The sequence below is a fragment of the Pseudalkalibacillus sp. Hm43 genome (assembly GCF_054170705.1).
Window position 1 is genome coordinate 3,019,776 of sequence record NZ_CM135129.1, and the last position, 15,815, is coordinate 3,035,590.

At 44.4% G+C, this 15,815-nt stretch carries 11 protein-coding genes; 10 read left to right on the top strand and 1 reads right to left on the bottom strand.

The features are described 5' to 3' along the window. Positions 1-25 precede the first annotated feature (25 nt). From ACXQIQ_RS15745 to ACXQIQ_RS15790, 10 genes are all read left to right on the top strand, one after another. Complete coding sequence (locus ACXQIQ_RS15745) at positions 26-907, top strand: carbohydrate ABC transporter permease (RefSeq protein WP_439301422.1); 882 nt, start codon at positions 26-28, stop codon at positions 905-907. A gap of 15 nt (positions 908-922) precedes the next feature. Then, positions 923-2,989, top strand: a complete 2,067-nt coding sequence (locus ACXQIQ_RS15750; RefSeq protein WP_439301421.1) for a YIP1 family protein — start codon at positions 923-925, stop codon at positions 2,987-2,989. Continuing rightward, positions 2,979-5,294 (top strand): DUF5696 domain-containing protein, encoded by a 2,316-nt coding sequence (locus ACXQIQ_RS15755; protein WP_439301420.1) that lies wholly within the window; start codon positions 2,979-2,981, stop codon positions 5,292-5,294. The genes ACXQIQ_RS15750 and ACXQIQ_RS15755 overlap by 11 nt, the downstream gene beginning before the upstream one ends. Before the next feature lie 7 nt (positions 5,295-5,301). Beyond that, on the top strand, positions 5,302-6,174 hold the full coding sequence (locus tag ACXQIQ_RS15760; protein WP_439302005.1) for a carbohydrate ABC transporter permease: 873 nt from the start codon (positions 5,302-5,304) through the stop codon (positions 6,172-6,174). A gap of 22 nt (positions 6,175-6,196) precedes the next feature. Beyond that, positions 6,197-7,168, top strand: coding sequence for a carbohydrate ABC transporter permease (locus ACXQIQ_RS15765; RefSeq protein ID WP_439301419.1), 972 nt, complete (start codon positions 6,197-6,199; stop codon positions 7,166-7,168). A gap of 95 nt (positions 7,169-7,263) precedes the next feature. Next, positions 7,264-8,424 carry a Gfo/Idh/MocA family protein gene (locus ACXQIQ_RS15770; protein WP_439301418.1) on the top strand — a complete coding sequence of 387 codons (1,161 nt, stop codon included), beginning with the start codon at positions 7,264-7,266 and terminating at the stop codon, positions 8,422-8,424. A 149-nt stretch (positions 8,425-8,573) separates the two neighbouring features. Continuing rightward, positions 8,574-9,350, top strand: a complete 777-nt coding sequence (locus tag ACXQIQ_RS15775) for a sugar phosphate isomerase/epimerase family protein (RefSeq protein ID WP_439301417.1) — start codon at positions 8,574-8,576, stop codon at positions 9,348-9,350. A 47-nt stretch (positions 9,351-9,397) separates the two neighbouring features. Continuing rightward, entirely contained in the window at positions 9,398-11,770 is a 2,373-nt protein-coding gene (locus ACXQIQ_RS15780) for a beta-galactosidase (protein ID WP_439301416.1), read from the top strand. A gap of 39 nt (positions 11,771-11,809) precedes the next feature. Beyond that, a complete protein-coding gene (locus ACXQIQ_RS15785; protein ID WP_439301415.1) occupies positions 11,810-12,445 on the top strand; it encodes a YesL family protein in 636 nt (211 codons plus the stop codon). Beyond that, positions 12,435-14,885, top strand: a complete 2,451-nt coding sequence (locus ACXQIQ_RS15790; protein ID WP_439301414.1) for a beta-galactosidase — start codon at positions 12,435-12,437, stop codon at positions 14,883-14,885. Before ACXQIQ_RS15785 ends, ACXQIQ_RS15790 begins: the two co-directional genes overlap by 11 nt. 44 nt (positions 14,886-14,929) lie before the next feature. Here ACXQIQ_RS15790 and ACXQIQ_RS15795 read toward each other — a convergent pair whose 3' ends face one another. Next, positions 14,930-15,703, bottom strand: coding sequence for a helix-turn-helix domain-containing protein (locus ACXQIQ_RS15795; protein ID WP_439301413.1), 774 nt, complete (start codon positions 15,701-15,703; stop codon positions 14,930-14,932). Positions 15,704-15,815 lie beyond the last annotated feature (112 nt).

Consider the following 15,815-nt stretch of genomic DNA (forward strand, 5'->3'; position numbering starts at 1 on the left):
ATCAACATAGAAAGGGGGAATCTGTATGGCTTCATTCCAAGGGACGAAAATCAATCCTGAGAAATTCAATATCAGTCAATCGAAGTTCTTCCTATTTTTGATCCCGTTGTCCATTTTTATGGCACTGCCAATCATCTTCATCTTTTCACAGGCTTTAAAACCGATTGATGAGCTCTTTCTATATCCACCGAGATTTTTCGTCGAAAAACCGACGTTGCAGAACTTCGGGGATTTGTTTAAAGAGACGAGTGTGACGGTCATTCCGATGACCCGATACTTATTCAACAGTATCATCATATCCGTTGGAATCGTGTTTGCGAGTGTCATTATCAGTGCAATGGCTGGTTTTGCCTTGTCCAAACTGGATTTCAAATTGAAGAAAGTGATCTTTGAGGCGAACATCATCGCTTTGATGTTCGTTCCAGCAGCGGTTGCGATTCCGAGGTACTTCATCATCGATGGAATCGGTCTGACGGACAATATGTTCGGGCATGTTTTGCCCGTACTCGCCATGCCGGTAGGACTATTTCTGATCAAACAATTCATCGATCAGATTCCGGATGCATTGATTGAAGCGGCAAGAGTGGATGGTGCCAGCAATTTTTATATATTCAGGAAAATCGTCCTTCCGATGGTCACGCCTGCAATTGCGACGGTCGCCATCCTTGCTTTCCAAATGGCGTGGAACAATACGGAAACTTCTGAGATCTATATGAATAATGAAAGCTTGAAAACCTTCGCCTTCTATATGAGCACATTAGCAGGGAATATGGGGAACGATAATCAAGTCGCTGGCCAGGGAATGGCGGCAGCAGCTGCTGCTCTCATGTTCTTACCGAACCTCATCATCTTCTTACTCATGCAGAGTAAAGTAATTGATACGATGGCGCATTCAGGATTGAAGTAATGGAGGAGGTACATAATGGCGCGGCTCAAGATCATGATGCTTCTGATGACGGTTGCTGTTGTGCTGTTTGGCACAATACCGGCATCTGCTGAAGCACCTTTTATCACCTATACATTCGATAAAGATGGCTATCCGATCTATACCCAGACAGCGTATCAACCGATCGGGTCCATCGATGGTTACGACATTGAACCGAGTGAATCCGATGTCGCTGCAGGAGAAAGCGATCCATTGTTTCAACCTGAAGATATCTTCATCGATCAGGATGACACGATTTATGTGGCAGATACAGGTAATTCAAGAATCGTCATTTTTGATTCGTTCGGAAATTATGAACGGACTGTGGGAGAAGAGATTCTTTCCAAACCAACAGGCGTTCATGTGGATGAAGATGGCTCGATCTATGTAGCGGACTATCAAAAAAAGAAGGTTTTTAAATTCAATAAGGATGGATCCGTTGCTTTTGAATATGAGAAGCCGGATTCCGTCATTTATGGAAAAAAGAGTCGTTTCAATCCAACCAAAGTCATTGTAGACAAACAGAAAAATGTCTATATGGTCGGCGATGGCTCAACACAGGGGCTGATCCAGCTAGGGCCGGATGGAGACTTCCTTGGATATTATGGAGGGAATCAGACGAGCTTTGACTTTGTCCGTCAGCTGCAAAAGCTCCTATATACAGATACACAATATAGTCAATTGATGAAGAAATATCCCCCATCCGCAACGAATGTTGCAATTGATGATGAAGGCCTCATCTATACAAGTACGGCAGGATTGGAAACGGAAACGATCAAAAAGCTGAACGTGGCCGGTAAAAATCTTCTCCCGGAAGTGAGTTCCTCCAAGAGTATTACGGACCTGACAGTCGATCAAGATAAAAATATTTTTGCGGTGGATTCCAACCTTGGCTATATCTTCGAGTACGATCCGGATGGTAATCTTCTATTCGTCTTCGGGGGCCTTAATACAGGCAATCAGAGACTAGGTTTGTTCAAAGCGCCTTCCGGAATCGCGGTATCTTCCGATCGCAGATTATTCATATTAGATAAGAAACAAAGCAACATTCAAATTTTGAAACCGACGGAATTTACGAACCTCATTCATAACGCGATATCCCTTAATTCGGATGGTAAGTATCTGGAAAGTGAGAACTACTGGAATGAAGTTCTGAAGCGTAACAGTATGTTTTCACTTGCGCACAATGGGATCGGTAAAGCCGCATTCAAAAAGGGAGATTACGAGAAAGCACTTGAAGAATTCCGGTTGTCAGGAAATGAACAAAGTCTTTCTGAGGCCTATTGGGAAATTCGGAGAAATTGGTTGATGGAGAATGTCTCTTCAGTCATGATCGCAATCGTCCTCGTTTCACTGGGCATTTTCCTTTTGAAACGCCTGTACAGGAAATTCGGATTCGGCAGTCGGATAGTGGGCCTTTGGCAGAGGTTCAGACAGATTGAGATCATTGCACAATTGTTCCACGTTTTCCGCATGCTAAGGCATCCGATTGATGGATATTACGAGCTGAAAAAACAAAATAAAGCTTCTGTTCTATCAGCGACTTTGTTATTGATGTTTTTGTTCGTAGCTCATGTTTTTGCCATTTTTGAAACGAACACCTTGTTCAGTGATGTGGACACCAAAAGGGTGAACATACTGACAGAACTGTATAAAATCTATATTCCATTGCTGGCATGGGTCATCTGTAACTATTTGATCAGTACGATCAACGATGGCATAGGTCGATTCAAAAATGTGTATGTCGGTACCGTTTATGCATTAAGCCCTTATCTCGTATTCTCCATCCCACTTACTGTCATGTCGAAAGGGCTGACGAACATGGAGTTCGTCCTCTACGACTTTTCGAAGAAAGCGATTTTTCTATGGAGCGGATTTCTTCTATTCATGATGGTGAAGGAGATCCATTCCTATGAGATCGGACAGACGGTCAAAAATATGGTGCTAAGTGCAGCTGGCATGCTTGTGTTGGGGATCATCTCCTTCATCTTATTCGGACTCTCCAATCAGGTGGTTGATTTTGTGTACTCTATTTTCCAAGAGGTGAAGCTTCGTGTCTACTAAAAAGAAAATGGTCATCTTACTTGGAAGCCTCTTCTTGATGATCTTGATAACCTATCAAATTGGCTATAGTGAGGAAAATAAGAAGAACAAACAAGAAAAAATAGACGAAGAAATCACACATAGCACTTTTCAATTCAAAGGAAATGACTTCACTCAACCTGAGATAGAGCAGGAAGGGGAACTCCCTGTCAAAGAGATACCGAGTGGGTATGAAATGGCAGCTGAGAGTGAGGGACTTGAACTTTATGTCTCTCCGAAAGAGCTGAACATCATGATCAAAAACAAGAAAACAGGCTACATCTGGAGCTCTGTTCCTGATCAGGAAGCTCTAAAGGATACACAGCTGAATAGTGAATGGGCGGCAACAGTTACCTCACCCATCGTCGTCCAGTATTTTAACAAAGATAACATGCTGAAAAGCGGAAGCTATGTATCTCTAGAAGGAGCGGTCAAACGATTTGAAAAGACGGATAATGGCTTCATAGCTGACTTCAGTTTGGAATCAGTAAAAGTGGACCTGTCCATGGAAGTTTCTTTGGATGGAGATGCACTCGTCGTTCAACTGCCGGATCAGTCTTTCAAGGAAAACGCCGATCAAAAGATTGCATCTGTGCAGCTATATCCTTTCCTTGGTGCTGTGAAGAAAGAAGATATACCGGGATACATGTTCATTCCGGATGGAAGCGGTGCGCTTATTCGATATCAAGCCGAACATCCACAATTTGAAAACCCGTTCATCGGCAAAATCTATGGAAAGGATGAGGCGGTCGAGTCGAAAGGAGATTTCGAAGTAGAACCGCAGCCGATTTCCGTCCCGGTCTTTGGAATGGTGCATGGCGTGAACAAGAATGGATTCCTCGGTGTGGTGGAAAAAGGGCAGTTCAATGCGGAAATCGTTGCCTATCCGAGCGGCGTCAACACAGATTTCAACTGGCTTTCTCCAAGGTTCATCGTCCGTTATCCGTACTTTCAGCCAACGAGTAAAAGTATGGGTGGAATCAATACCTACCAAAAGGAACGACTTCACGAGGATAAGCAAATCCGGTATGAGTTTTTGTCTGATGAGAACGCCGATTACGTAGGAATGGCAAAAAAATACCGAACTTACCTTGAGGAAGACAAGCAGATTTCCTTAGATGGAAAAGATCGTACAGATCAAGATGTTCCTGTTCGGATCGAGTTTCTTGGCGGAGAGATGGAACCAGGACTGATTGGGGATCACCTCGTTCCTATGACAACATTCGATCAAGCGAAGAGCATCATCAACGAATTGTCAGCATCGGGTGTTCAAAATATGACAACGGTTTATCGAGGTTGGAACAAGGGCGGATTGACGGGTTCAAATCCGGCGAAATTCCCTGTTGAAGATGAGCTTGGCGGGGATGAGAGATTGAAAGATTTGAAAAATCTTTTAGATGAAAAAGGGATTCCGCTTTATCTTTATACGAATTACACGAAGGCATTCGGAAATCAGGATGACTTAGATGTGAAAGTGGACGGGGTAAGACGGATCAGCAACCGGATTCTGGAATATTCCTTCGCCAACAGCCTGGTCGATGAAAAGTTTGAAGACCTGAAAATCAATTATATCAATCCGGAAAAAGCTTCGGAATTGGCAGTAGATGATGTGGAACGGTTCAAAGAATTAAAGATAGAAGCCGTCTCCATCGAGGATACAGGGTCTCTTCTATTCTCCAACCATCATGCTGAAAGCCGACTCTCCAGAGAGGAATCGGTTCTACTATATCAGTCGTTGGCTGAAGCCTTCTCAAAACAGATGGAAAATGTATCGTTCTATCAACCGAACGACTATATGTTCCAATACAGTGATGAAATATTCAGTGTTCCGATGAGTTCGTCCCGTTTCGTCTATGAAACGGATTCAGTCCCATTTCTTCAAATCGTCCTTCATGGATCCATCGATTATTACACGACATTTTCTAATTTTCATGCGGATCCTCAGAAGCAATTGTTACGGATGATCGAGTATGGGGCATACCCATCGTTCTATTTGACACACGAACCATCGTGGAAATTGCAGAATACCCCTTCTAAATATTTGTTCACGTCTTCGTTTGAAGATTGGAAGGGAGACATAGTTGAACAGTACGAACTGGTCAATAAGGCATTGAAAAAGGTGCAAGACGCGGTGATCGAGGATCGGAAGGTCATTGAATTAGGCGTCGTCGAAGTGACCTACTCCAATGGCGTGCAGATCGTCGTCAATTACAACTCGAAAGAAATGGACGTAAATGGTCACACGGTCGGAGCCATGGACTACACCATCATTAAAGGAGGGGAATGAAGTGAAAATGCCATCGTTCAATCGAAGGACGAGAGAATACTTCACAGGATACATGTTCATCCTGCCATGGTTGATCGGCTTCGCTTTATTCATGGCGTATCCGTTATTCTACTCCTTGTTCATGAGCTTCAACAAAGTCTATGTGACGGCATCTGGTATCGAAACGACTTTCTTAAAATGGGAAAACTATAAGTTTGCCTTCTTATCCGATCCTCATTTTCTGGAGGAACTGATCATGTTCTTGAAGTCGGTTGTTTTACTGATACCGATTGTCATCGTCTTTTCGCTCATTGTCGCATTGATGATCAATCAGCCGATCCGGGGGAAAGGACTTTTCAGAGCGATCTTTTTCCTTCCGGTCATCATTACGAGCGGTGAAGTCGTCAATGAATTGTTCGCTCAGGGAGCTGCGACGATACCGATCATTGAGCGGTATGGCATCATCGACTTTCTCGATGCGAATCTGAGTCCTTCATGGGCCGCACCGATCATAAAAGTCATCGAGCAGTTGATCATCATCCTCTGGTACTCCGGTGTCCAGATTTTGATCTTTTTAGCTGGATTACAGAAAGTGAACAAACAAATTTATGAGGCAGCAGCCATTGACGGGGCATCCCCGTGGGAAATCTTTTGGAAGATCACGCTGCCGAGCATCAAGCCTTTCATTCTTGTGAACATCATTTATACGACTGTTGACCTTTCGACGAATTCGTTGAACAACGTCATTGTGTTGATCAAGGAGAACATGTTCAAGGTGGAGACAGGATTCGGCTATGCAACAGCATTGTCATGGATCTATTTCATGATCATCTTTGTCATTTTGCTCGTCTCGATTTTCCTTTTTACAAGAAAAGAAAGATTGGAATTCAAAAAATCTTAACCAAGTAGGATGTGGACACCATATGAAACTGGAATATGCCACAAATAAAACGGTTTTAAGAAAAGTGAATACGGTTGGAACACGATTGAAAAAATGGTTGCTCGGAATGCAAGGTAACGATGGTCTTGTTTTTAAAGTCTTCATCTATGCGCTTTTGATCAGTGTAGGGTTCATCTACCTGTATCCGATTCTCTTCATGGTTTCCCAAAGCTTCAAGAGTTTACAAGACTTACTCGACCCTACGGTATTGTGGATTCCGAAAGAATTGTATTTTGAGAATTTCATAAAGGCATGGCATGTTCTTGAATTTCCAAAAACCTTTTTGACATCACTTCTGAATTCGGTTCTGCCGGCTATCGCGCAAATGGTTTCGTGTGCAATCGTAGGATTCGGATTCGCAAGATTCAAGTTTCCAGGTAAGAACATCCTTTTCGGGTTGATGCTTTTGACCTTCATCATCCCGACGCAGATTGTCATGATTCCCATGTTTCTCATGTTTGAACAATATGGAATGCTCGGGACTCCGCTCCCATTCATTTTACCGGCCATATTTGCAGGAGGGATTAAGAGTGCGTTGTTCATCCTCATCTATACGCAATTTTTCAAGTCGATTCCTCAAGTTCTGGATGAATCAGCACAATTGGATGGGGCGAACTATCTGACCATCTTCTTTCGGATCATCCTGCCGATTTCCATCCCGGCTTTGGTCGTCGTGTTCTTATTTTCGCTCGTGTGGCATTGGAACGAGACGTATACAGCATCCCTCTATTTAGGGGACAGCATGTCGACATTGCCATTGAAATTGAAGGAATTCAACGATTCTTTCAAAGCGCTGTATTCCTCTGCGGGTGGAGAGGGTAGTGGTGCCGACATCAATGAATCTATCAAGTTCGCAGGTACTGTATTGGTCATCCTTCCATTGCTTGTACTCTATATGTTCGCGCAGAAATGGTTCGTTGAAGTGCTGGATAAAACCGGGATCACCGGAGAGTAACCATCTAATCTAGGACATAGAAACTCGCTTTTATTTTTATGAAAAATGAAACGATTCGAATCCAGTGAACGAAACTAGTTTAGGAGGTCGAGATTATGCAAAACGTTCGAGTAGGGATCATCGGAATCGGAAACATGGGAACCGAACATTCCACGATGTTATTGAATCATCAGGTCAAGGGAGCACAACTGACGGCTGTATGCGATGTAAGGGAAGACCGTCGCAATTGGGCATTAGAACACCTTGGAAACGATGTAAGTGTCTATCAAACCCCAGATGAGTTGATTGCCTCTGATCGAGTCGATGGTGTCATTATCGCGACTCCGCATTATCAACATTCTGATATAGCTATCAATGCATTTGAGAAGGGACTGCATGTTCTCTGCGAAAAACCGGCAGGCGTGTATACGAAACAAGTCAGGCAAATGAATGAAGCTGCTTCTGATGCTGGTAAAGTGTTCTCGATCATGTACAACCAGCGAACGAACCCGGTATTTCAAAAGGTAAGAGATCTGGTGCTCACCGGAGAGCTGGGAGAAATCAGACGAACCGTTTGGATCATTGATTGGTATCGTTCGCAGAGCTATTATGACTCTGGCTCCTGGCGTGCGACCTGGGCAGGTGAAGGAGGCGGTGTGCTCATCAACCAGTGTCCTCACCAGCTTGATCTCTGGCAGTGGGTGACAGGAATGATGCCGACGCGCGTCCGTTCGTTTTGTAACTTTGGAAAATATCGTAACGTCGAAGTCGAAGATGATGTAACGGCCTATGTGGAATATGAAAACGGCGCGACAGGGTTGTTCGTGACCTCAACCGGAATGGCGCCAGAGACGAATCGATTTGAGATCTACGGAGATCGAGGGAAGCTTGTGGTGGAAGATAACCGGATCACGTTTTGGAGGAATCGCGTACCAGAGAGTCAGTTCAACCAGGAATGGAAAGGCGGTTTCGGACTGCCTGAAAATTGGAAATGCGAAATCCCTGTCCACGGCGTGGAGTCTGGACACGGCGGCATCATTACGAATTGGATCGAGACTATTTTATTTGGCAGACCTTTAATCTCACCAGGGGATGAAGGTATCAAAGGGTTGTCGATCTCAAACGCCATGCACCTATCGACATGGACGGATTCCTGGGTCGACCTTCCGATAGATGAAGAGTTGTATTATGAAAAGCTGAAAGATCGGATCGCGCACTCTTCTTACGACGAAAATCAAGCTGAAGATAAAACCCTGGATGTGAAAGGCACTTATTGAGGGCGAGAATTGGTGTGTAGCATTGAAGTGAACAGATTATCGCGCGAAGTGAACAGATTGTCACGGGAAGTGATCAGAATAACCACGGAAGTGAATAGATTAACCCCAGAAGTGATCAGATTCACAGAAAATCAAAAGGAGTTTTCATAATGAGGGAAAAATTTGCGGCTCAATTGTATACGTTGCGTGATCAATTGCAGGATGATTTTCCAGGCGTGTTGAGAGAACTCAAGAAAATGGGATGGTCAGGTGTCCAGATCAGTGGATTGTTCGGATTTTCGAAAGAAGAGGTTGCGTCGGTTTTACAAGAAACAGGACTGAAAGCTGCTGGTATGCATGTGGGACTCGACCGACTAAGGGGGGATCTCCAATCTGTTGTCGAGGAGGCTGAAGCTTTTCAGACAAAAGATCTCGTATGTCCGTATGTTCCTCCTGAAATGCGAAACTCGGAAAGCTACCAGTCAATCCGACGGGATTTGAATGAGATTGCAAACAAGCTCAAGGAGGATGGCTATCGGATCAGTTATCACAACCATGATTTCGAATTCGAAACGACCATTGATGGACAGTCTGCACTTAAATTCATGCTTGACCCAACCCAGGACAATCAAGTTTTAGCGGAAATCGATACGTATTGGATTCAGAAAGCGGGACACGATCCGTTAGAGTTTATCAAAGCCTATAGCGGTCGGATGCCCATCATTCACCTGAAGGATATGTCCAAGGATGAAGCACAATCCTTTGCGGAAGTTGGAACCGGAGCAATCGACTTCAAGCCGATCCTCGTATGGGGAGAACAGAACGGTGTCGAATGGTATGCAGTCGAGCAGGATGAATGCCCAGGACATCCGTTGGACAGCTTGCAAACCAGTCTTAATCACTTGAATCGGATGGCAGAACAACTGAAACCTGTACTGAAAAAATGAGTGACCACAGTGGTTCACTGGATAGGAACCAGAGGAGGAAACCATTAATGACCGTTCAAATGAAACAACAGAAATTTATCATCAATGGAAAAGAAGAATTTCTTTACGGTGGAGAATTGCATTATTACCGTGTTCCGAAAGGGGAGTGGAAAGATCGCCTTCAAAAATTGATTGAAGCAGGTTGCAATCTCGTCAGTACATACGTGCCGTGGGTGTGGCACGAAATAGAAGAGGGGGTCTATGACCTGAGCGGTGAAACACGTGGTGAACGTGATTTGAAATCGTTCCTGGAACTCGTCAAGGAAATGGGGTTGTATTGCATTGTCCGACCTGGACCTTATGTGATGGCAGAAGTGCGTTTTCATGGCGTGCCGAACTGGTTGCTGGATACATACCCAGAGTTGGTCGCTAAGAAACGGGATCGCTCGGAACATCCGACGCGAGTCGTTTCGTATCGTCATCCCACTTTCCTCGAAAAGACGAAAAAATGGTATGAAAAAGTGAACGAGGTGATTCGACCTCAACAAATCGATAATGGTGGTTCGATCATCATGTATCAGCTCTGTAATGAAATCGGGATGTTCCATTGGGTGACCAATACGAGCGACTACAACCCGGATACACTCGAACATTTCGGGACTTACTTAGAAAAGAAATACGGGACGATTGACCATTTCAACAAAGATCACCAACTGAAAGAGCCGACCTTTTCTGCGTTCATTGGAAAATTTGAAGCTGGACTGCCTGATGATTATCCTTCATTCCATTATGAATGGAGCGAATTCAGAAGAGCGTATATCAAGGATTATACAAGTGACTTGAGAGGATTCGCGAAAGAGACAGGCATTACGGTCCCTTTCATCATCAATGTTCATGGATTCAAAGATTATTCGATCTACAGCAGAGGGACAGACTATCCGATCGGCTTATCTCAGCTTTATCAAACTGCAGAATTTGAGGACGTTGTCATTGCTGGCGACTTTTACCCGGGACACATCGGATATGACAACTACCATGACCTGGTACTCGCGACCACGTTTACAAGAGCCATCTCAAACGCGGATCAGCCGGTCTTTTCAGCTGAATTCCAATCAGGAAGATTAGCCGACCGTCCCCGACTTTATCCACAGGACTTGGATTTGAACACGCGAACATGTGTCGCACATGGGATGAATGCCTTGAATTACTATATGTTCGTCGCAGGTGAAAACTACGAGAACATCGGATTGTTCGGGAGACGTCATGAATGGCAGGCACCTATTGATTCAAAAGGCGAATGCCGTCCTAATTATGAAAAAGCACAACATCTCGGGAATGTATTCCGCACGGTTGGAATACGTTTGCTTGATTGTCCGAAAAAGATACATACTCACGTAGGATTCAACCCCGATGATTACATGACCGAGGTGGTCGAACCTCGTGACCAAGGGCTTCTAGGGGAATTGATCGGCAAACGAGAAGGGTTTTCCTTTGATGGAATCCTCCGTTTACTGACAGCAGCGAACATCCAATTCGAAGCATTGGACCTCTTGAAGGAGATATCGGTTGAGGAGGTTCCGTCCTTATGGGTGTTCTCCACGAAAAAGATGGATGCAGGTTTGCAAAAGCGGCTCGCTGACTATGTACGCAAAGGCGGGAAACTGATCATATATCCAGAACTTCCATCCGAAGATCGACTTGGGAATTCGTGCCGTCTCCTTGCCGATGAACTCGATCTTGGTGAATGGGAAGTGGTTGGAGGTCATCAGGATTATCTCGATGTCCTTGACATAGATGCGGTCAACATCAAGCAGCGTCTGCGTTTCACTTCATTTGAAGGGGAGGCGCTTGCGTCATTCACCAGAACAGGTGGAAAAGAAGTGGCTGCTTACAAGAAAACAGCCGGAAAAGGAGAAATCCTCGTATTTGGAATCGCGATCGGACACGATTACAGCTACCAACTGGATGTAATCCGGAAGATTGCAGAAAAGATGGAGATTTCAGTGCATCTGCACGCTACAAATCCCGATTTATCAATCGTTGAACGGACGAATGGACATGAGTCATTCGTGTTTGTCAGCAATTACGATGAAATGGATCAAGCCGCCGTCATTTACGAAAATGCCGAGCCTTTGTTTGATGGAGAAACGATTGAATTACCACCTCGTTCATCAGCCATATACTTGCGGAACTATGCGTTAGCAGATGGATTGACGATTGATTACACCACATTGGAACTGACGAACCTCAATGAATCAGATGATCAGTTTGAGATCACCGTAACGCCTATTGGTCCAATTGGAGTATTGAAATTGAGAGCTTCTAACGATTGGCTGGTTGACCCGAATGCTGCTGAAGAACACGGAACAATACGATTCACCGACATCAGTGAACCGACAACACTTGTAATCAAGCGGTCTAGAGAAACGATTACAGGTTGATGAAAACAAACAAAGATAGAAATGGATCGGAATGGTTGTATGAAAACATCTGGTATCAAAGGTAAGCTTTTTATTCTATTTGAATGGATCACCAGGCTTGCGTATGTCAATTTACTTTGGCTCGGTTTTACATTACTGGGCGTGTTCTTTTTTGGGATATTTCCGGCTACGTCTGCGATGTTCTCTTTGGTCAGGCGGTGGGTGCGCAAGGACGATGATTTCTCAGTCCTTCCTCTCTTCTGGGAAACGTATAAAGCTGATTTCAAGCGAACCAATGGATTCGGATGGATCATGCTCGTTCTAGGCGTCATTTTATATTTGGACTATATGTACTTTGCATCCTCCAATTCAACCCTGTTTTTCTTATTGAAATCCTTTACGATCATGCTCGTATTCGTCTATGCATTGATTTTGATGATGATTTTTCCGGTGTTTGCCCACTATAAGATCTCGATCCTGCATCTTTTCCGGAATGCGGTCTTCATTTCGATGTTGCATCCGTTGAAAAGCGTCATTGCGTTATTAGGAAGCGGGGCTATCGGGTTGATCATGGTCTTATTACCGACACTCATCCCGTTTTTTGGAGGAAGTTTGATTGCACTTTACCTGACATGGATCACACAGCATATGTTTTTAAAAATTGACCGAAGGATGCAAGAGAGTAATGAAGCATGAAGATTCAGATCGGGAGGGGAACGAATTGATTGAAACAAAGAACAAACAAATCCTCATAGATGGGGAACCACAGCTTATCATGTGTGGTGAAATCCATTATTATCGGCTCAGTCCAGAGGAGTGGCAAGATCGACTGGATAAGTTGAAGTCAGCAGGCTGTAACGCGGTAGCTTCCTATGTGCCATGGCTATGTCATGAACCGCAGGAAGGTGCAATTGAACTGCATGGTCAAACAAGACCAGAGCTGGATCTTGCAGGCTTTATCGATTTGTGTGAAAAAAATGATCTTTACTTCTTCGTCCGCCCAGGTCCATTCATTATGGCGGAGATGAAAAATGAAGGAATTCCACACTGGGTCATGGACAAGCACCCTGACATCGTTCCGGTTACATGGGACGGAAGGCAGGTCCTTGCCAAAACATTGGATTATCTTGCACCAGGTTTTTTAGCAGAAACGCGTAAATGGTTCGAAGCGGTCATGGAGGTGATTGCTCCGAGATTATATCCGAACGGTGGGAATATCATCGGGGTACAGCTTGATAATGAAATCGGAATGCTTTCCTGGGTCAGCAATAGTCCGGATCTGACAGATGTTGTCCTTGAGGATTTTACTAGATGGTTGAAGGAGCAGTATGATGTGGGTCAACTCGAGCAGCGATATCCATTCGACCTGGACAATGAGACTGTCCGTAGTGGGGCGATTCGATCTCCGAAGGAAAATTATGCGCCTTCCCTTCATCTCGATTTAGGGTATTACATGCGTAATCGTTTTGCGCGGTATGTTGCAACCCTTCGAGGCTACGCTGAAGAATTTGGTGTGAAGGATGTCCCTTTCGTCGTCAACATCCACGGAACCGGTGGTGGTCGTGCTTTGACCTATCCGATTGGAATCAGTCAATTATATGAAAGCTATACGCAGGCTCCGGGTTATATTTCCGGCTCAGATATCTATTTTGGCGATCTGACGATGGGGACGTTCCAAGATCTCTATTTGATTAACGGCTTCATGGATGCAGTTCACAATCCAGATCAGCCACTTACATCAGTCGAATTCAATTGCGGTGATGGAAATTTCGGTGAAACACATAGTGGCAGATATGATCCATCCGCTGCGGATTTTAAGATCCGGATGTGTATCGCGCAAGGAAATCGAATGATCAACTATTATCTTTTTACAGGTGGCAGGAACTATCGGCTTGATGAAACGTTCGACGATGGAAACGATCGGATCGCTCATACAGGTGAACGTCATGGTTTCGCGGCCCCAGTCAGCCCGGAAGGTGAGTTGAACTATACGTTCCCGAGGATGGCGAGAGCAACTAGGACGATGATGGCTGTTGCGGACAAGCTAGCGGTCATGGAAGAAGAGCATGATAATGTTTCCTTCGCTTTCATACCGGATTACTTCATGACGGAATCCCGATATCCTGAAAGTGAACAAATGCGGGAAATGTACCAGAACATTGAGGCGAACCGAGCTCCTGCTGCATGGGAGAACCTAGCCAGGGCGATGCTTCTTGCCGGATACCGATTCGGCTCGGTGGACATCCAGAACAAACCGTTGGATCCAAAAGCCACCCCGGTTTTAGTGTTGGCTTCTGCCCTTTATTTGGACCGGACTGTCCAGCAAAAGCTTGTCGACTATATGAACGTGGGAGGCCGCATCATGTTATACGGTCAAGTCCCCAACTATGATTTAGAGGCCAAACCTTGTACGATCCTTGCTGAAGCGCTCGGGGTAAAACATAAAGCGGTCAGAAGCGGCGATGCACACTTTGCGCTTTCGGTTTATGGTGTAGGACGGGCTGAATCCCGACCGGAAATCAGGACGCATATGGCACAAGAATTCGACATACAAGGCGCAATCGAACCGTTCCTCCGTGTTTATGGATCGGATGAAGTTTGCGGGTTCCATACTCAAGTCGGGGACGGGGAAGCAACAGTCATCGCGACCGTATATAACTGTCAAATTGAGTTTTATAAAGAGATGCTAGAAAGTCTTGGGACGAAGGCAGCACTTCAGCATGACTGTAAGTTCCATGGAATCTTCATGACATCGACCGCTAATAAAGAAGGAGAGCGCTTCATTCATCTTTTGAACCTGGATGGATTTGATAAGACATTCTCTATATATGAAAACGGAAACGAACTCTTCAATGGTCGATCCATTGAACTTCAAAGTAAAGATGGTGTCATGCTACCAATTAACATGACAATCGGAGATGTGAAAATCAATTATTCAACAGCGGAAATACAAAAATCATCAGGGAGTACAATTGAGTTCCGTCTCACACAAAGTGAAGACGTCATCTCCGTTACAACAGACCGCGATATTGATGAGAGTGATGATTACTTGATCGAGCAGCGAAGGGATCAAACTCTGATCACCTCACGAAAACATGCAAAAGTCGATGATAAACTGATCATATCGTTCAGGTGATTTCCCATAAATAATAAAAGTAGAGGACGTCAATGTCCTCTGCCTCATTCTATAGGATTTGTCTTCACCTTAGACGGGGCTGTCCCCATCCATTTCTTGAACATGCGGTTGAAATAGGATTGATCACAGTAACCGAGGTACTCCGCAACTTCCCGGATGCTCATACGCGTATCGGACAGTAGATTCCAAGCTGTGTTGATCCGAATCTGATGTAGATATTGGATCGGCGTGACGCCAATGACTTCTTTAAACAATATGGTTACGTAATTCGGTGTGACTTCCGCAATGGAAGCAAGTTCTTCAATCGTAATGTTCCGTCTGAAATGATGAAGAACGTATTCTTGCATCTTCCTGACAATCTGTTCTTTAATCGGGGAAGCATTTCGTTCCGTTTTTTCCTGGTGGACGAGTAGGAGTAGTTCGGTGATGACATTACATGCTAGCATTTCGTAACAAGTCCTTCGACCTAGCCATTGGACAAAAAGGAAAGCGAACCGTTGTTCAAAATAAGCTGTATGACGAGGCTCAAAGCTAGATACCTCTTTCTGTTCGGTGATAATTTCCAGTCCATCGGGGGCATGACCTTCCCAAGAAAAAACAACGGTGTATTTTTTGTGAGATATGTTCACATCGTTCTTCCAGGATCGGTAGACGTTTGAAGGGATATATAAGAAATCTCCTTTTTCCAACACAACCGTTTTGCCATCAAGCGAATATCGGACTTTTCCATCCGTTACATAGACGAGCGTATTCAGCCCCCGTGATTGTTCTGTTGACCAGGTTGGCTCGACATCATGATAGACTCCATGGATTTTCATCACTGTCACTCCATAAAAAATTTAATGAATCATACAAGTATGTATGTTTTGTTTATGTTCATTGTAAGCGTTATCTTCTATTATTAACAATAAGAAATCAATGGTTTGTTTA